Raw genomic sequence first — 16464 nt, forward strand, 5'->3', positions numbered from 1 at the left:
CCAACGTACCTCTCCCACCGAGCCATTGCATCTCGGCTGCCCCTCGAGCCCCTGCCCGCAGACGGCAGCGCCATAGACGCTTGTCGACGGCGGCGGAATGTCGGTTTTTTACAATTCTTCAGGCCTGCGTCACAGCGACACCTACACCTTGGGCAGCACCGGCACGCACGACCGGCCGCGCACCGTCTGCGGCAGCGGCAACAGCTTTGCGACCGGCGACCCGAAATTGACCGTCAGGGTAACCAGCAACGCGCCGCTCACGCCGTTACAGGTCGCCGCGGGATCGATGACGACGTTGGCGGGATTGACCGTGATGCCGTTCGCCTTCGCGCGCTGCACCGCATAGGTCACTTGCTTGGCCGCGCTGTCGCACGCGACGCTGGCGATCGTGCGGCAGCGCGCGGTGCTGTAGGCGGCCTGATCGAGCGCCTGATCCATCCACACGAGCCGCGCGCCCTCGATCAGCCCGAACAGCGCCATCAGCAACAGCGGCAGGATCAGCGCGAACTCGATCACAGTCGCGCCGCGTTCGTCGCGGATCATTGCAGCCGTACCGTCGTGCTCTGCGACACCACGCCATTCCCCAGCATCCCCCGTGGCAGCAGCGCCGGGCGGAAGGGATAGGAGGCGGTCATCTTCATATAATAGCCCGACTGGCTGTTCGCCGACGCGCCGCTGCCGCACGGCGCGCCGCAACTGCCCGCGGCCACCAACGTCGCGGTCGAGGTGAGGCACGAGCAGGTGCGCGAGGTGTTGACGCAATTGTCCTGCCCGCCGTTGCAACCGATCGTCACTGTCAGCGCGCCCGGCGTCGTGACCCCGGCGGCGCTGCGCAGGTAGGCGGGCAAGGCGGTGAAGTTCACCGTATCGCGCGACTTGAACGCGGCGATCGACGCGCCGCTCATCGCCTGCGCCAGCCGCGCGCGCTCGACCGAGAACGACCCGATGTCGAGCGCGGCGAGCATCGTGATGAAGAACAGCACCATCCACAGCGCGAATTCCGCCGCGGCGATGCCGCGACGATCGCACGACAGGCGACGGAAAGGCGTGATGCGCAGGCTCATGAGATCAAATCCACCGTTCCGCTGCCCCCGGCGCCGGTGCCGAGCCCCGTGCAGGTCGACCCCGCCGTCGCGCCGCCGGTCAGCGTCACCCGATAGGCGACCAGCATGAAGCACCGCGCGCTCGAACTCGTACTGTTGCCGCCGCTGCTGGTCAGCGCCGAATTGGGGAGATGCACCGCGCCGCTGAACACATTGGTCGCCCCTGCGCTCCAGCTGGTGTCGGCCGAGGTCAGGCTGTCGATCAGGATGTCGGCGATCGCGCCGCCACTGGTCGTCGCGGCGGGCGCGAGCAGCATCGTCTTCGCGCCGCCGCCCAGATTGATCGTCCCCGACAGGATGAAGCTGACGTTGACCCCGGCCATGTCAGCGTCGCCGACGCTGACGCCTTCGAGACTGCTCCCCCACGTCTGGTTGGTGATCGGCGAGGTATAAGGCCAGGACGGCGTGCCATTGTTCGCGCCGCCAGTGCCGTTCGCGAAGCCGCCCTTGATCGTATAGCGGCCGGCACCGAACAACACCGCGCCGGATGCCAACAGATCGCCGTTGATGAGGTGATTGGCGGTCTTGCCGAACGCCAGCCGGCTGCCCCCGCCCGTCACGATCGATCCATTGGCGCTGAACAGGCCGTCGCCCATGAAGAAGTAGGCGCCGCCGTCCACGAAGATCGCGCGGTCGCCGGGATTGGAGATCGTCACGTTGCCCGCGCCCGCGATGATCGTCGACCCGCCGCCGACCGACACTCCGCCGGCCACGTCGAGCGACCCGTCGCCCATCGTCAGCCAGCTGCCGCCGCCAACCGATATGCCGCCGAAGGCATGCGCCCCCGCGCCGATCGCCAGCGTGGTCCCGCCGCTGAGCGACAGCGGCGCGTTGATCGTTACCGGCCCGGTGCCGATCCGGTTGGTGCCGCCGAAGCTGACGGTCCCCTGCCCAATTGACAGTTCCCCGTCACCAAACGTCACGCCGCTTCCCGTGAAGCCACCATTGATCCGGTAGGTACCGTTGCCGAAGACGACCGTCGCCCCGCCGGTGATCGACACGCCGCGCGCCACCGTCACCGTCGAGCCCGCGCTGAAGGTCACACTGACCCCGCCGGAAGCGTCCATCGAGTCGATCGTGTAATTGCCCGACGGCACGGTGAAGTTGCTGCTGTTGCCCTTGCGGAACCCGGCGACCGCCAGCGACGGCGAGCTGCTGAACGACCACACCGCCCCGCCGCCAGGCGTCGTCGGATTGGCGAGCGTGACGGGCGCGCGCCAGTTGCCGATCAACGAGCGCGCGCTGCTGAGATCGAGATTGTCGGCCAGCGGATCGCCGACGGTGGAGCCTTGCTTCACCCGCTTGTCGGCGCTGGGAACGTTGGCGTTCCAGTCCGGGTTCGTGAAATTCCCGGCGTAGCGCAGCAGATCGGCGGCGAGCGTGCCGTAATTGTTCACGATGTCGCCCGCGCCCGAGATGATGTTCTTCGCGGTGATCGCATTGCCGTTGTTCGCGACCGTGCCGACCCCCGCCACCGCGCAGGCCGGTGCGTTGATCGACGCCCCGCCCTGCGTTTCGATTGCATTGCCCGAACTGGCCAGCCCGACGATGCACCCCGCGGTGGATTGCGTCGCGAGGCTCGCGGTCGCGACCGTCTTGACCGGATAGCTCGCGCCGAGCCCGAGCACGCGGCCGAGCGTGACGGTCATCGGCACGGTGATCGTCACCTGCACCGCCTTCGCCCCCGGCGTCGGCACGTCGGTGACCAGTTGCGCGACGACGGTGCCGGTGGTGATGCCGTTGATCCTGGCGAGATCCTGCGCGGTCGGCTGAAGGATCGTCTCGTTCTTCGCCGCGCTATAGGCGACGCCCGCGGCGAGCGCCGCCATGTCGGCGACGCGCTGGTTGGCGACCATCGTCTCGTAGCCGCGATTGAGATCGACCGCGAAGCTCGCCATCCCGATCACGCTGACCGCGGACAGCGCCGCAAGCACGCTGACGCCGCCGCCACGATGGTGGAGGAGGGTCTTCAGCCACGAGGGCAAGCGTAGGCTTCGTTTCCGCACGCTCCGTTTGCTAACGTGGTTTCGTAAATAAATTCGGATCGGAACCTACTGAAAGCAGGTCCTAAAGCGCAGGGGCATCACGCTGACGGTCGATCTCACGTCGCCATGATGGACCGGTAGGAGCGGCGACCGCCGCGATCAAAGCCGCTCGACGACGCCCGCTGCGACGACCGGCCCGGTCGGCTGCCCGGTCGGGGAGCCGCCGCGCCGTTCGATCGAGATCGCCAGCGTGCTGCCGGTCGCGGGCAGGTTTGCCTGCGCCACGCGGATCGCGGGCGCGGCGTCGCGGGGCAACAGCCCGAGCGACACCGGCTTTCCGCCGACCGGGATCCGCCACAATTCGCCGACGCGACCCGCCGGCGTGTCGACCCCGCGGGTGAGCCGCAGCGCGCCGCTGGCCGGATCGACGACCGCCACCGGCGCGGGCGCCGTCGCCTTGTCGGTCCACGCCAGTTGCGCGATCAGCAGCCGCGCCGGTGCGGTCGGCGCGCTGACCGGTGGCACCGGCGTGGTCACGGTCGCCGGCGTCAGGAGCCAGGCGGCGATCAAGGCCGCCAGCGCGCCTACCGCCGCCCCGAGCGAAAGCGAGCGCCACGGGAGGCGCGCGGCGCGCGGCGCGACATGCGGCACGTCCAGCAACGCCTCGATCCGCGCCGCGATATAGGGCGGCGGCGTGACCTCGCGGTAGCGATCGAGCAGCGGCGCGAGGCGCGTCTCCCACCATTCGACCTCCGCAGCGAACGCGGGCTCGTCCGTGCGGCGCTGTTCGGCGCGTGCGGCCTCTTCGGCGGTCAGCAGACCGACGACCAGCTCGGCCGCGAGGATGCGGTCGTCAGGCGTCATCGTTCAGGCACTCCCGCAAACGGATCAGCGCACGGCGGATGATGCTCTTCATCGTCGGCAGCGGCACCCCGACGCGCAGCGCGACATCGGCATAGGTGAGCCCGTCGAGGAAGGCGGAACGAATCGCATGGCGCGGGCGCTCGTCGAGCCGGTCCATGCAATCGTCCAGCCGGCGTCCGTCCTCTCCCGCCACGATTCGCTGATCGGCGAGCGGCGCGTCGTCGACCGTTTCTTCGGCCTCGACAGGATCGGCCACCGCGCCGCGCGCGCGCGGCGAACGCCGCCAGTCGAGCGAGCGGTTGCGCGCGATCGTCGCCAGCCACGTCACGGGATGGCTGCGCTCCGGCCGGTAGGTAGCGGCGCGGCGCCAGACGATCAGATACACCTCCTGCAACACGTCCTCCGCGGCCTGTCGCTCGCCACAGATACGCAGGCAGATGCCGAATAGCTTCGCGGCGGTCAGTTCGTACACGCGCCGGAACGCCTCCCGATCGCCGGTCGCGCTCAGCGTCAGCGCGGCGGCGAGCGCGGCGCGCGGCCCGTCCGCCTGTGTCCCGTTGCCCGTCACCGCATCACTCCGCCGGCAGGATCAATTATTTATCGTCGCGCGCGACCGACCCTGCATCCTGATTCAAGTTCATCCCGTATCTGTTTAGCCCACGTCGAGGAAGATGCTTCCGTGTCACCCCCGTGGGTTGGGAGGTGCAAAGTGACGATGCAAGACGCCCGAACCGAGCAGGATCTGCTGATCGAAACCTTCGACGGCCGCGCGAGGCGGCGCGAGAACCGCCGCGCCTTCTTCACCGCCGCGCTGGGGGTCGCCGCCGTCGGCGGCGCCTTTGCCTATGCCGATCCGGCGCTGGCGCAGACGACGGTCACCGACAGCGACGTTCTGAACTTCGCCCTCAACCTCGAATATCTCGAGGCGCAATTCTACCTCTATGCCGTCAACGGCAGCGGTTTGACCAGCGACCTGACCGCGAGCGGCAGCGGCGCGGCCGGCGGCACCGTCACCGGCGGCGCCCCGGTGAGGTTCGTGGACGATCCACTGGTCGGCGCCTATGCGCGCGAGATCGCCGCCGACGAGCTGGCGCACGTCAAGTTCCTCCGCACGGCGCTCGGCACTGCCGCGGTCGCGATGCCGAACATCAATATCAGCGGTGCCGCGGACGGGCCGTTCACCGCCGCCGCGCGTGCCGCCGGGGTGGTCGACAAGGATACCGGCATATTCAACCCGTATGAATCGCCGACCAATTTCCTGCTCGGCGCCTTCATCTTCGAGGACGTCGGGGTGACCGCCTACAAGGGCGCGGCACCACTGCTCAGCAACAAGACCTTCCTTGAGGCCGCTGCGGGCATTCTCGCCGTCGAGGCATATCACGCCGCGATCGTGCGGACGACGCTCTATTCGAAGGGCGTACAGGGATTGATCGACGCCACCGAGAAGATCGCCGCGGCGCGTGATTCGCTGGACGGTGCGCCGGCCGAGGACAAGGTGCGCGGCATCGGCCCGGTCGACGACCAGGGCATCGCGCCGTCCGGGACGGGCGACGCGCTGACCGCCAATCTGTCGCCGCTCAACACCAATGGCCTCGCGTTCAGCCGCACGCCGGGACAGGTGCTCAACATCGTCTATCTCAACGCCGGCACCGCGACGATGGGCGGCTTCTTCCCCAACGGCGTCAACGGAAACATCAAGTCGACGACCTGAGCGAAGCGGCGCTTCCGATGATGTTCCCCTGACGCTTTCAAGGACTCTTCCCCATGATCGATCCGTTCAAGGCTCTCGAAATCCTGTCCGCCGCCGACGCGCGGCGCGCGGCCCGTCGCGGCTTCCTCAAGGCTGCCGGTGGCGGCGCGGTGCTGCTGGGTGGCGCGTCGCTGTTGTCGGGCTGCTACGGCGATTACGGCGATTCGGTGGACCCGACACCGACGCCCTCGCCCACCCCGACCCCGACACCGACCGCGATCACCGACAGCGACGTGCTGAACCTGGCGCTCAACCTCGAATATCTGGAGGCGCAATTCTATCTTTACGCGGTCAACGGCACCGGCCTGTCCGCCGCACAGACCGCCAGCGGCAGCGGCACTGCCGGTGGCACCGTGACCGGCGGGTCGAAGGTCGATTTCACCAAGGATCCGATGGTCGGCGCTTATGCCCGCGAGATCGCCGCGGACGAAGCGGCGCACGTCGCGTTCCTTCGCGCCGCGCTCGGCTCGGCGGCGGTGGCGATGCCGAACATCAACATCGCCGGCGGCGCAAACGGCGCTTTCACCGCCGCGGCGCGCGCGGCCGGCGTCATTACGATGACCGACACGTTCGATCCCTATTCCTCGCCGGAGAACTTCCTGCTGGGGGCGTTCCTGTTCGAGGACGTCGGCGTCACCGCCTACAAGGGCGCGGCACCGCTGCTGACGAACAAGACCTATCTGGAGGCGGCGGCCGGGATCCTCGCGGCCGAGGCGTATCACGCCGGGATCGTGCGCACCGTCCTCTACGCCAAGGGCATGTCGACCGCCGCGTTGATCGACGCGACCACCAAGATCTCCGACGCGCGCGACCTGCTGGACGGCAAGCCGACCGACGATACCACGCGCGGCATCGGCTCCGACGACGATCAGGGGCTGCTCGACGACAACAAGGCCGCCAATCTGGTGCCGGCGAACGTCAACGGCCTCGCCTACAGCCGCAGCAGCGAGCAGGTGCACAACATCGTGTACCTGAACGCGACCGGCGCGAACCGCACCGGCGGCGGGTTCTTCCCGAACGGGACGAACAACCCCAACGCCGCGCTGCGCGTCGGGCTGTCGTCGTAACGCACGCGCGCCGTCCGGGTGGCATCACCCGGGCGGCCGCCTGCTACGGCAACAGCAGGCTCGCGTCGCCGTAGGAATAGAAGCGATAATCGTGCGCGATCGCATAAGCGTACGCGGCCTGCATCCTGTCGAGCCCCATCAGCGCCGACACCAGCATGAACAATGTCGAGCGCGGCAGATGGAAGTTGGTCACCAGCCCGTCGATCCCGCGAAAGCGGTAGCCGGGGGTGATGAAGATCGCGGTATCGCCCTCGAACGGCCGGATACGGCCATCCTGATCGGTTGCGCTCTCGATCAGACGTAACGACGTGGTGCCGACTGCGATCACCCGCCCGCCGCCATCGCGCACCGCGTTCAGCCGATCCGCCGTGACGGCGTCGATCCGCCCCCATTCGGCGTGCATCCGGTGGTCGGCGGTATCCTCGGCCTTGACCGGCAGGAAGGTGCCCGCGCCGACATGGAGCGTCAGCGTCGCGTGTTCGATCCCGGCCGCTGCCAACGCGTCCAGCAGCGCGGGGGTGAAGTGCAGCGCCGCCGTCGGTGCCGCGACCGCGCCGGGTTCGGCGGCGAACATCGTCTGGTAATCCTGCGCGTCGCGCGCGTCGGTGTCGCGCTTGCCCGCGATATAGGGCGGCAGCGGCATCCGTCCGGCACGTTCGAGCAGCAGCTCGACCGGTTCGTCGCCCGCGAAGACCAGCGCCCAGCTGCCGTCCTCGGCGCGATCGTGCGCGGTCGCGGTCACGTCGTGGCCGAAGTCGATCGCGTCGCCGTCGCGCAGCCGCCGCGCGTTGCGGACGAACGCGCGCCAGCGGCGCGGCCCCTCGCGCTTGTGGAGCGTCGCGCCGATCCGCGCCGATCCGCGCGTGCCTTCGAGCTGCGCGGGGATCACGCGGGTGTCGTTGAAGACCAGCAGGTCGCCCGCGCGCAGCTGACCCGGCAAGTCGGCGACGATGCGGTCGGCCAGCCCCTCGGGCGTCACCACCAGCATCCGCGCCGCATCGCGCGGCGCGACGGGACGCAATGCGATCCGCTCCGGCGGGAGCGTGAAGTCGAACAGATCGACGTTCATCGTCTCAGCGGCGGGTAGCGGACTTCTTCGGCGCAGGCTTCGCCGCGGCCCGCGTGGTGCCGGGCAGCGTCGGGAGCGTCGCCGGCAGCGTTGGCGCGGCCGCGGCGGGCAGCGGCTGATAGGCCGGGGGATTGTCCGACGCGATATAGGCGTGGACGATCCGCGACGGATTCTGCGGCGGCTCGCCCTTCTCGATCGCGTCGACATAGTTCATGCCGGTCAGCACGCGGCCGAACACGGTGTACTTCTTGTCGAGCTGGAAGCGCGGTTGCAGCACGATGTAGAACTGGCTGTTCGCGCTGTCTTCCTTCTCGGCGCGCGCCGCCGCCACCGCGCCGCGGACGTGCGGCAGATAGTTGAACTCAGCGGGCAGGTCGGGAAGCGTGCTGCCGCCGGTGCCGTCGCCCTTGGGATCGCCGCCCTGCGCCATGAAGCCGTCGATGACGCGGTGGAAGACGAGCCCGTCGTAGAAATGCTGGCGGGTCAGCGTCTTGATCCGGTCGACCATCTTGGGCGCGACATCGGGGCGCAGCGCCACCTCGACCCGGCCGCCGGTCGAGAGATCGAGCACCCAGATGTTGGTCTTGTCGCCCAGCGGCGGGGCGGGAAGCCGGTCCTGCGCGGCGACGGGGGTAGCGACAGACACGGTCGCGGCGAGCGCGGCGGCGAAAAGGGCGAACGGGCGCATCGGGTCTTTCGGATCGGATCAGTGGGTTCTGTGTCGCCCTAGACCAGAAACGCGCTTGCGCCAAACTGAACGCGCGCGGGCGTGAGACAGGAATCCGCGCCTGTCATCCCCGCGCAGGCGGGGATCCAGACGCGCAGGTCCTTCGATAGAGTCGCAGGCTTCAGAGGTTCTGGATTCCCGCCTGCGCGGGAATGACGAAGAAGGCTGGATCGACCCTTACGCCACCCTGCTCTCCGTCCGTCATCCCGGACTTGATCGAGACCTCTGCGAAAATGTGCTGACGTTTCGGCATGGATATGATTCGATGCTGTGGGAGGATCGGCGTCGATGGAACAGCGGGGATTTGCGGAGGCGTTTTTGCCGGCGGGGTTTGGCCGGAATGCGCGGTTGGAGCGGATCGCGGCGCTGATCGACTGGGCGCCGGTGGAGGCGCTGGTGCGGCGGGTGCGGCCCGGGACGACGGGACGTCCGCCGTACCGGGCGCTGGCGATGGTGCGGGCGCTGCTGCTGCAGCAATGGTATGGCTTGTCAGACCCGGGGCTGGAGGAGGCGCTATCCGACCGGGTATCGTTCCGGCGGTTCTGCGGCCTGGCGCTGGAGGAGCCGACGCCGGATGAGACGACCTTGTGCCGCTTCCGGCTGGCGCTGGTCGAGGCGGGGCTGGGCGAGGCGCTGTTCGTCGAGGTGCAGCGTCAGCTCGATGCGGCAGGCTTCCTGGTCAAGTCCGGTACGTTGATCGACGCCACGCTGGTGGAGGCGGCGGTCCGTTGTCCGCCGCGCAGTGCCCGGCCGGCGGAAGGCGGGGAGAGCCGTTCGGCCAACGACCCCGACGCCAGCTGGACGCGCGTCGACCGGGGACGCCGGCTGTTCTTCGGCTATAAGGTGCATGTCGGTGTCGACCAGGGTTCGGGGTTGATCCGCAACCGGCGGGTGACGCCGGCCAAGACCTATGAGAGCGAAGTGGCCGACGACCTCATCCTGGGCGACGAGCGCGCCGTCTATGCCGACAAGGCGTACGAGAAGCGCGCCCGGCGCGAGGCGCTCAAGGCGCGCGGCATCAAGGACCGCATCCAGCATCGCCGCGTGCGCGGGCAACCGACGCTTCCCCCTTGGCAGGCGGTGCGCAACAAGCTGATCGGACGGATACGCGGCGCCGTCGAGCGGACCTTTTCCGAACTCAANCGCGGTTCCTACGGCCTGGTCAGAATGCGCTACCGCGGCCTCGAACGATGCCGCCTCCAGGTCGACCTTGCCGCCATCGCCTATAATCTGCGGCGGGCTGCTGCTTGAACGACCCGTTCGAGGCTTCTCGGCAGGGGACATACACCCACCTACCTGCACGCTTGACGGCTCCCCCCATCGGCCAGAAAAGCCTTACCCGCCTTCTCGGGCGCCTTTCGCAGAGGTCTCGGCTTGACCCGGGGTCCCGCTGTCTCAACCCGCCGGGCAAGAAGAAGCGGGGCCCCGGATCAAGTCCGGGGCGACGAGCGAATGGAATGTCCGCATCGAAAATAACGACGGCTCGGGGCGGAAGCCCGGAGGATTGATCCCGGCGGCTCAGCTTCCCCGCCGACCGTCTCGCTCGACGCGCGCCACCACGTCGTCGCAGACCGCCGGGCTGACGAACTTGCCGATATGTCCGCCGAAGATCGCGATTTCCTTCACCAGCCGCGACGCGATCGGTTGCAGGCAGACGTCGGCCATCAGGAAGACCGTCTCAATCCGGTCGTTCAGCTGCTGGTTCATCCCCGCCATCTGATATTCGTATTCGAAGTCGGCAACGGCGCGTAAGCCCCGGACGATCATCGTCGCGCGTTCACGCTCGGCGAAGTCCATCAGCAGCGAATCGAAGGAGACGACGCGAATGTCGCCCCCGATGTCGGCGACCTCGCGCTCGACCATCGCCATCCGCTCGTCGAGCGCGAACATCGGCGACTTGCCGGGATTGGTGGTGACGCCGACCACCAATCGGTCGACCAGCTTCGCGCCGCGCCGGATAATGTCCATATGTCCCAGCGTGATCGGATCGAAGGTGCCGGGGTAGACGCCGATACGCATGGAAAAGCCTTCCGGTCAGCCGCGACGATCGATGACGAAACGAGCGATCGCGCGGAGCAATTCGGCTTCCTCGCCATAGCTGCGCAAATGGTCGATCGCCTGATCGACCAGCATCCGCGATTGCTGGCGCGCCCGCTCCACGCCGAGCAGCGAGACGAAAGTCTCCTTGCCCTGTTCGCCGTCCTTGCGCAGCTTCTTGCCCGCGAGTTCCTCGTCACCCTCGACGTCGAGCAGGTCGTCGACGATCTGGAAGGCGAGCCCAAGGTCGTGGGCGTAGCCGCGCAGGTGGCGGCGCCCCTCCGGCGGGATCCGCCCGAGGATCGCACCGCCCTCGACCGCCGCACCGATCAGCGCGCCGGTCTTCATCTGCTGAAGCCGGGTGACGGTGTTCAGGTCGAAGCGCGTGCCATCGGCCTTGAGGTCCATCGCCTGCCCGCCCGCCATCCCCGACGGACCCGAGGCGCGCGCGAGATCGGCGATCAACTCGGCGCGGACGAACGGATCGGCGTGCGTCGCCGGATCGGCGAGCACCTCGAACGCCAAGGCGTGGAGGCAGTCGCCGGCCAGGATCGCGGTCGCCTCGTCGAACGCCTTGTGGACGGTCGCCTTGCCGTGGCGCAGGTCGTCGTCATCCATCGCGGGCAGATCGTCGTGGATCAGCGAATAGACGTGGATCGCCTCCAGCGCGACCGCGACGCGCGCCGCGGCATCGCGCGCGACGTCGAACAGCCGCGCGGTCGCGAACACCAGCAACGGGCGCAGCCGCTTGCCGCCGCCGATCGTGGCGTGGCGCATCGCGCGGTACAGGTCCGCGCGCGGATCGTTCGGGATCGGCAGCAGCGCGTCAAAGCGCCGGTCCATCTCCGCCGACACTTCCTTGAGCGCCGCTTTCAGCTGCGGCGAGGCGTTGGCGGCGACGCTCATCCGGCGGCGAACGGCTCGACCGCAGCGGGGCGCCCGTCGGCACCGGTACGGATCGCCTCGATCCGCGCCTGTGCGGCATCCAGCCGGTCGGCGCAGCGTTGCCGCAGCACGCTGCCGCGCTCGTACAGGCGGATCGCCTCCTCCAGCGGGGTATCCCCGGATTCGAGCCGCGCGACGATCTCCTCGAGTTCGCGCAGACCGGCTTCGAAGGACAGCGTCTCGGTCGAATTCTCCATGACCGGGCTATGCGCCGCGCAAGCGCGACGGGTCAAGGAGATGCCGCAGGTTAGGCCGCGCGGCGCTGCATCCCGCCCAGGACGTCGCGCGCGGCGCGCTGCGCATTGGCGATCTCGCGGGCGGTCATGTCCTCGGCGATTTCCGAGCGCGCGGCGGCGGCGGCATCGTTGCCCCAGGCGGCGGCCAGGTTGAACCACTTGTGCGCTTCGATCAGGTCGAGCGTGGCACCCACGGTGCCGGTCGAATAGGCGACGCCCAGATCATAGGCGGCGTCGGAATCGCCGCGGGTCGCTTCGTTGGTGCGGCGCGCTAACAGCGCGATGTCGAATTCGGTTACCATCGGATCACCCCTCCATCCTTCAATGTAAGAGGGGTTGTGCACCGATTCGGCTCACCAAATGGTTAAGGCCGCGATCACTCAAGTCGCTGATCGTAAACGCGCCGGAAGGTCAGCCCGGATCGACCGCGAGATTGTCGATCAGCCGCGTGTTGCCCAGCCGCGCTGCCGCCAGCAACTGGCGTCTGCGGCCCGGGGCGGGGTCGCTTTGCAGCGTCTCTGCATCGACCAGCGCGACATAATCGACCGCAAAGCCCGCTGCGACGAGCATGGCGGTCGCATCCGCCAGCGCCTTGTCGACATCGCCGCCGCCGAGCACCGCGCGCGCCGCGACGCCCAGCGCGCGGGGCAGCGCCACCGCCTTCTGGCGTTCCTCGGGCAAGAGGTAGACGTTGCGCGAGGACAGCGCGAGCCCGTCGTCCTCGCGCTGCGTCGGCACGCCGGTGATCTCGATATCGAAATCGAGGTCGGCGACCATCCGGCGGATCACCGCCAGCTGCTGGAAATCCTTCTCGCCGAAATAGGCGCGGGTCGGGCGGACCTGGTTGAACAATTTGGCGACGACGGTCGCGACCCCGTCGAAATGCCCCGGCCGCGCCGCGCCGTCCCAGCCGTCGCTGACGCCCGAGACCGACACGTTGGTGGCGAAGCCGGCCGGATACATCTGCTCGACCGGGGGCAGCCACAGCACGTCGCAGCCCGCATCGGTCAGCATCGCGATGTCGCTGACTTCCTTGCGCGGATAGCGCGACAGGTCCTCGTTCGCCCCGAATTGCTTCGGGTTCACGAAGATCGACGCGACGACCAGCGCACCGGGACGCCGCGCCGCCTCGACCAGCGCGATGTGGCCGGCATGGAGCGCGCCCATCGTCGGCACCAGCGCCACCTCACGCCCGCCGACGCGCGCCGTTTCCAGCGCGGCGCGCAGGCCGGCGAGATCACGATACACTTCCACCCGTTACCCCTCGAAACTCGCGGTCGGGGGTTCTATGGTCGGGGCAGGACGCAATCAATCGAGGATGCGACGAATTGTCCGAAACGGGGACGGAAGCGCAACACGTTCGCACGGATGTGCCACGCACGCATGTGATCGTGTTCGCCAACGAAAAGGGTGGCACGGGCAAGTCGACGACGGCGGTTCACGTCGCGATCGCCTTGGCCGCGAAAGGCGCGCGGGTGGCGTGCATCGACCTCGACCATCGCCAGCGGACGCTGGGGCGCTATCTCGACAATCGCGAGGCGACGGTGAAGCGCGCCGGGATCGACCTGGCGCTGCCCGTTCACGCCACCGGGGACGGGCGCGCCGACGGCAATTTCCCGGAAATGTACCGCGCCTTCACCGACGGCTACGACTTCCTCGTCATCGACACGCCGGGGCGTGACGACCCGGCGGCGCGGATCGCGGCGGCGCTGGCGGATACGCTGGTGACGCCGATGAACGACAGTTTCGTCGATTTCGACCTGATCGGGCAGGTCGATCCCGAAACCTACAAGGTGGTGCGCCCCAGCTTCTATTCGGAGCTGATCTGGGACGCGCGCAAGGCCCGTGCGCGGGAGGACGGGACGACGATCGACTGGGTCGTGCTGCGCAACCGCCTGCAATATCTGGAGGCGCGCAACATGCGCCGCGTGTCCGAGGCGCTCGACCAGCTGGCGCGGCGCGTCGGCTTCCGCATCATCCCCGGTCTGGGCGAGCGCGTGATCTATCGCGAACTATTCCCCAAGGGGCTGACGCTGCTCGACGCCAAGGAATTCGGCGGAATGGGGCTGAGCCATGTCGCCGCGCGGCAGGAGCTGCGCGAGATGATGGCGGCGCTGGCGCTGCCAGAGGTCGGCGCGACGCAGGCGGCCTGACGATGCTGATGAAATGGATCGTCGCGGCGCTGATCGTGTGGGGCGTATGGGTGCTGCTGCGCAAGCCGGCGAAGAAGCGCCCCTCCCCGCTCGGCGAGGCGCGGCGGGTGCTGGGGGTCGACGCGCGGGCCGATGCGGGCGAGATCCGCGCCGCGCACCGCCGGCTGATGACCGAGCTGCACCCCGATCGCGGCGGCTCCGAACAGCGCGCCCGGCGCGTCAATGCGGCGCGCGACACGCTGCTGGCGGCGCTCAAGGACCCGCTATGACGCACCGGCTCTCGCCCGAGATCCTGCGCGCCTACGACATTCGCGGGCGCGTCGGCGACACGCTGACCGAGGCGGATGCCTGGGCGGTCGGGCGCGGCTTCGCGACGCGCATCCGGCGCGCGGGCGGGGCGCGCGTCGCGGTCGGCTATGACGGGCGAACGCATTCGCCGATGCTGGAGGCGGCGCTGGTCGCGGGGTTGACCGCCTCGGGCGTCGACGTCGTCCGCATCGGCGTCGGCCCGTCGCCGATGCTCTATTATGCCGCTGCGACGCTAGAGGTGGATGGCGGCGTACAGGTAACCGGCAGCCATAATCCCCGCGAGGACAATGGCTTCAAGCTGGTGATGCAGGGGAACAGCTTCTGCGGGCCGGACGTGCGCGATCTCGCGCGGCTCGCCGAGGCTGGCGATTGGGAGAGCGGCACCGGCATCGTCACCCAGGCCGACGTGCTCGACCTGTACGTCGGCCGGCTGCTCGCCGGTTATGCGGGCGGCACGTACCGGATCGCGTGGGACGCCGGCAACGGCGCGGCGGGGCCGGCGATCCGTGCGCTCACCGCGCAGCTTCCGGGCGAACATCATCTGCTGTTCTGCGACATCGACGGCACCTTCCCCAACCACCATCCCGATCCGACGGTGGAGGCCAATCTCGCACAGCTTCAGGCGCTGGTGGCGGAGAAGAAGCTCAATTTCGGACTGGCTTTCGATGGCGACGGCGACCGGATCGGCGCGGTCGATGCGCACGGCCGCGTGCTGTGGGGCGACGAGATCCTGTCGATACTGGTCGGGCCGATCCTCGCCGCACTGCCGGGCAGCACGATCGTCGCCGACGTGAAATCGAGCGATGCGCTGTTCGAGCGGATCGCCGCGCTGGGCGGCACGCCGGTGATGTGGCGGACCGGGCACAGCGAGATCAAGACGAAGATGAAGGCGCTGGGCGCGCCGCTGGCCGGCGAGCTGTCCGGCCATATCTTCTTCGCGCATGAATATTACGGGTTCGACGACGCGCTCTATGCCGCGGTGCGGCTGATCCACGCCGTGCATCTGTCCGGGCGCTCGCTGACCGAGCTGCGCGAGGGCACGTCCGCACGCGTCGCAACCCCCGAATGGCGCGTGCCGGTCGCGGAGGCACGCAAGATGGCGGTGGTCGAAGAGGTCGCCACGCGACTGTCCGAGCAGGGCGCGCGCGTGACGATGACCGACGGCGTGCGCGTCTCGACCGACGACGGCTGGTGGCTGCTGCGCGCCTCGAACACGCAGGCCGCGCTGACGCTGCGCGCCGAGGGACGCGACGCCGACGCGCTGGCGCGGCTGGTCGCGGCGATCGACGCGCAACTGGCGGTGTGCGGTCTGTCGCGCAGCGGCAACTGACAGTCCGACCAACCCCATCGTCGCCCCGGACTTGATCCGGGGCCCCGCTTCTTCTTTACGGACGAGGCAAGAAGACAGCGGGATCCCGGATCAAGTCCGGGATGACGGTCGAGTGGTGTTCTGGCTACGCCTGCTGCACCTCGGGCAACCACGACAGGTCGCCTCCCTCGCCGCGATCGTTGCGCCCGGCGGCGCGGCGCAGCCCCGCTTCGTCGAGGATCGTCACCCGCCCGCCCGTACGCGCGATCAGCGCCTGATCCTCGAGCTGGCGGAGCATCCGGTTGACGTGCACCGCCGTCAGCCCGACCGCGTCGCCGATCTCCTCCTGCGTCAGACCCGGCGTGAAGCTGTCGCCGATCGCGGGATCGCCACGCCGCATCCGTCCGCGGATTTCGATCAACATTCCCGCCACCCGCGCGCGCGCAGGCAATTTCGCCACGGCCGCCAGCCGGTCCGCCAGCGACGCGCTTTCGATCTGCTCCAGCGCCGTCAGCGCCAGCGCCAGCCGCGGATGGCGCAGCGCCGCATTCGCCAGGGCAGCGCGATCGATCGGCGAGACGACGCTGTCGGCCGCCGCCACCAGCGTCTGTTGCGCCTTGCCGAATACCATCACCTGCGTCCCGAACAGATCGCCCGGAAAGATCAGCCGCAGGATCTGGCGGCTGCCGTCGCCGAGCAGGACGTAGCCCATCATCATCCCGCTTTTCAGCGCGAACAGATCGGTCCCGCGTTCGTTCTGACGCACGAGCGTTGCGCCGCGGCGCAGCGGGCGTTCCCGCTCCGCAAGCCCGGCGAGCACCCCACGCTCCACCGCGGAAAGAGAGAGAAAGTCGCCGACCCGATCGGCGAAACTAAGCGCTGGCACCCAATGTTGATCCTCAAATTCTTT

The 16464-nt window shown here is 68.8% G+C and carries 19 protein-coding genes; 6 read left to right on the plus strand and 13 right to left on the minus strand.

The genetic code is table 11. The features are described 5' to 3' along the window. Positions 1–141: 141 nt before the first annotated feature. The 5 genes from SPHPH_RS0113350 to SPHPH_RS0113370 form a co-directional block, all read right to left on the minus strand. On the minus strand, positions 142–543 hold the full coding sequence (locus SPHPH_RS0113350; protein WP_028967136.1) for a TadE/TadG family type IV pilus assembly protein: 402 nt from the start codon (positions 541–543) through the stop codon (positions 142–144). Beyond that, entirely contained in the window at positions 540–1064 is a 525-nt protein-coding gene (locus SPHPH_RS0113355) for a TadE/TadG family type IV pilus assembly protein (protein WP_051273014.1), read from the minus strand. Before SPHPH_RS0113355 ends, SPHPH_RS0113350 begins: the two co-directional genes overlap by 4 nt. After that, a complete protein-coding gene (locus SPHPH_RS0113360; RefSeq protein WP_238303092.1) occupies positions 1061–3088 on the minus strand; it encodes a hypothetical protein in 2028 nt (675 codons plus the stop codon). The genes SPHPH_RS0113355 and SPHPH_RS0113360 overlap by 4 nt, the downstream gene beginning before the upstream one ends. A gap of 159 nt (positions 3089–3247) precedes the next feature. After that, positions 3248–3952: an anti-sigma factor gene (locus tag SPHPH_RS0113365; protein WP_028967139.1), complete on the minus strand. Its 705-nt coding sequence runs from the start codon at positions 3950–3952 to the stop codon at positions 3248–3250. Then, positions 3942–4520, minus strand: coding sequence for a sigma-70 family RNA polymerase sigma factor (locus SPHPH_RS0113370; RefSeq protein ID WP_028967140.1), 579 nt, complete (start codon positions 4518–4520; stop codon positions 3942–3944). Before SPHPH_RS0113370 ends, SPHPH_RS0113365 begins: the two co-directional genes overlap by 11 nt. Positions 4521–4667: 147 nt before the next feature. Here SPHPH_RS0113370 and SPHPH_RS0113375 point away from each other — a divergent pair, with 147 nt between their 5' ends. Beyond that, positions 4668–5663 carry a ferritin-like domain-containing protein gene (locus SPHPH_RS0113375; protein ID WP_037489658.1) on the plus strand — a complete coding sequence of 332 codons (996 nt, stop codon included), beginning with the start codon at positions 4668–4670 and terminating at the stop codon, positions 5661–5663. A 53-nt stretch (positions 5664–5716) separates the two neighbouring features. Further along, the gene (locus tag SPHPH_RS0113380; protein WP_028967142.1) at positions 5717–6769 is read left to right on the plus strand and encodes a ferritin-like domain-containing protein; all 1053 of its coding nucleotides are present in this window, start codon (positions 5717–5719) and stop codon (positions 6767–6769) included. A 43-nt stretch (positions 6770–6812) separates the two neighbouring features. On the opposite strand, the gene queA is transcribed toward SPHPH_RS0113380, so the two are convergent. After that, positions 6813–7838 carry a tRNA preQ1(34) S-adenosylmethionine ribosyltransferase-isomerase QueA gene (queA, locus tag SPHPH_RS0113385; protein WP_028967143.1) on the minus strand — a complete coding sequence of 342 codons (1026 nt, stop codon included), beginning with the start codon at positions 7836–7838 and terminating at the stop codon, positions 6813–6815. Positions 7839–7842: 4 nt separating this feature from the next. Continuing rightward, positions 7843–8526, minus strand: coding sequence for a peptidylprolyl isomerase (locus SPHPH_RS19800; protein WP_051273015.1), 684 nt, complete (start codon positions 8524–8526; stop codon positions 7843–7845). A 327-nt stretch (positions 8527–8853) separates the two neighbouring features. On the opposite strand from SPHPH_RS19800, the gene SPHPH_RS0113400 reads away from it, so the two are divergent. Next, positions 8854–9816, plus strand: a complete 963-nt coding sequence (locus SPHPH_RS0113400; protein ID WP_028967144.1) for an IS5 family transposase — start codon at positions 8854–8856, stop codon at positions 9814–9816. A gap of 267 nt (positions 9817–10083) precedes the next feature. On the opposite strand, the gene coaD is transcribed toward SPHPH_RS0113400, so the two are convergent. From coaD to panC, 5 genes are all read right to left on the minus strand, one after another. Next, a complete protein-coding gene (coaD, locus tag SPHPH_RS0113405; RefSeq protein ID WP_028967145.1) occupies positions 10084–10584 on the minus strand; it encodes a pantetheine-phosphate adenylyltransferase in 501 nt (166 codons plus the stop codon). Between the two features lie 15 nt (positions 10585–10599). Beyond that, positions 10600–11508, minus strand: coding sequence for a polyprenyl synthetase family protein (locus SPHPH_RS0113410; protein WP_028967146.1), 909 nt, complete (start codon positions 11506–11508; stop codon positions 10600–10602). Then, positions 11505–11744 carry an exodeoxyribonuclease VII small subunit gene (locus tag SPHPH_RS0113415; protein WP_028967147.1) on the minus strand — a complete coding sequence of 80 codons (240 nt, stop codon included), beginning with the start codon at positions 11742–11744 and terminating at the stop codon, positions 11505–11507. Before SPHPH_RS0113415 ends, SPHPH_RS0113410 begins: the two co-directional genes overlap by 4 nt. Before the next feature lie 50 nt (positions 11745–11794). Beyond that, entirely contained in the window at positions 11795–12085 is a 291-nt protein-coding gene (locus SPHPH_RS0113420) for a hypothetical protein (protein WP_028967148.1), read from the minus strand. Between the two features lie 109 nt (positions 12086–12194). Continuing rightward, the gene (gene panC, locus SPHPH_RS0113425; RefSeq protein ID WP_028967149.1) at positions 12195–13037 is read right to left on the minus strand and encodes a pantoate--beta-alanine ligase; all 843 of its coding nucleotides are present in this window, start codon (positions 13035–13037) and stop codon (positions 12195–12197) included. Positions 13038–13153: 116 nt separating this feature from the next. Between panC and SPHPH_RS0113430 the strand changes: the two genes are divergently transcribed. Genes SPHPH_RS0113430 through pgmG form a run of 3 tightly spaced genes read left to right on the plus strand, consistent with a single transcriptional unit; the run spans position 13154 to position 15575 of the window. Next, positions 13154–13936, plus strand: coding sequence for a division plane positioning ATPase MipZ (locus SPHPH_RS0113430; protein WP_028967150.1), 783 nt, complete (start codon positions 13154–13156; stop codon positions 13934–13936). Positions 13937–13938: 2 nt separating this feature from the next. Continuing rightward, complete coding sequence (locus tag SPHPH_RS0113435; protein WP_337587825.1) at positions 13939–14205, plus strand: J domain-containing protein; 267 nt, start codon at positions 13939–13941, stop codon at positions 14203–14205. Continuing rightward, on the plus strand, positions 14202–15575 hold the full coding sequence (gene pgmG / locus SPHPH_RS0113440) for a phosphoglucomutase/phosphomannomutase PgmG (protein ID WP_028967152.1): 1374 nt from the start codon (positions 14202–14204) through the stop codon (positions 15573–15575). The genes SPHPH_RS0113435 and pgmG overlap by 4 nt, the downstream gene beginning before the upstream one ends. Before the next feature lie 124 nt (positions 15576–15699). On the opposite strand, the gene SPHPH_RS0113445 is transcribed toward pgmG, so the two are convergent. Further along, positions 15700–16440, minus strand: coding sequence for a Crp/Fnr family transcriptional regulator (locus tag SPHPH_RS0113445; protein ID WP_028967153.1), 741 nt, complete (start codon positions 16438–16440; stop codon positions 15700–15702). Positions 16441–16464 lie beyond the last annotated feature (24 nt).

Source organism: Sphingomonas phyllosphaerae FA2 (assembly GCF_000427645.1).
Taxonomy (GTDB): domain Bacteria; phylum Pseudomonadota; class Alphaproteobacteria; order Sphingomonadales; family Sphingomonadaceae; genus Sphingomonas; species Sphingomonas phyllosphaerae.

What these genes read in the sequence shown, in the direction of transcription:
- SPHPH_RS0113420 (WP_028967148.1), bottom strand. Translation starts at nt 12,085, where the DNA reads ATGGTAACCGAATTCGACATCGCGCTGTTAGCGCGCCGCACCAACGAA.
- queA (WP_028967143.1), bottom strand. Translation starts at nt 7,838, where the DNA reads ATGAACGTCGATCTGTTCGACTTCACGCTCCCGCCGGAGCGGATCGCA.
- SPHPH_RS0113365 (WP_028967139.1), bottom strand. Translation starts at nt 3,952, where the DNA reads ATGACGCCTGACGACCGCATCCTCGCGGCCGAGCTGGTCGTCGGTCTG.
- SPHPH_RS0113375 (WP_037489658.1), top strand. Translation starts at nt 4,668, where the DNA reads ATGCAAGACGCCCGAACCGAGCAGGATCTGCTGATCGAAACCTTCGAC.
- SPHPH_RS0113350 (WP_028967136.1), bottom strand. Translation starts at nt 543, where the DNA reads ATGATCCGCGACGAACGCGGCGCGACTGTGATCGAGTTCGCGCTGATC.
- coaD (WP_028967145.1), bottom strand. Translation starts at nt 10,584, where the DNA reads ATGCGTATCGGCGTCTACCCCGGCACCTTCGATCCGATCACGCTGGGA.
- SPHPH_RS0113380 (WP_028967142.1), top strand. Translation starts at nt 5,717, where the DNA reads ATGATCGATCCGTTCAAGGCTCTCGAAATCCTGTCCGCCGCCGACGCG.
- SPHPH_RS0113355 (WP_051273014.1), bottom strand. Translation starts at nt 1,064, where the DNA reads ATGAGCCTGCGCATCACGCCTTTCCGTCGCCTGTCGTGCGATCGTCGC.
- SPHPH_RS0113435 (WP_337587825.1), top strand. Translation starts at nt 13,939, where the DNA reads ATGCTGATGAAATGGATCGTCGCGGCGCTGATCGTGTGGGGCGTATGG.
- SPHPH_RS19800 (WP_051273015.1), bottom strand. Translation starts at nt 8,526, where the DNA reads ATGCGCCCGTTCGCCCTTTTCGCCGCCGCGCTCGCCGCGACCGTGTCT.
- SPHPH_RS0113410 (WP_028967146.1), bottom strand. Translation starts at nt 11,508, where the DNA reads ATGAGCGTCGCCGCCAACGCCTCGCCGCAGCTGAAAGCGGCGCTCAAG.
- pgmG (WP_028967152.1), top strand. Translation starts at nt 14,202, where the DNA reads ATGACGCACCGGCTCTCGCCCGAGATCCTGCGCGCCTACGACATTCGC.
- SPHPH_RS0113415 (WP_028967147.1), bottom strand. Translation starts at nt 11,744, where the DNA reads ATGGAGAATTCGACCGAGACGCTGTCCTTCGAAGCCGGTCTGCGCGAA.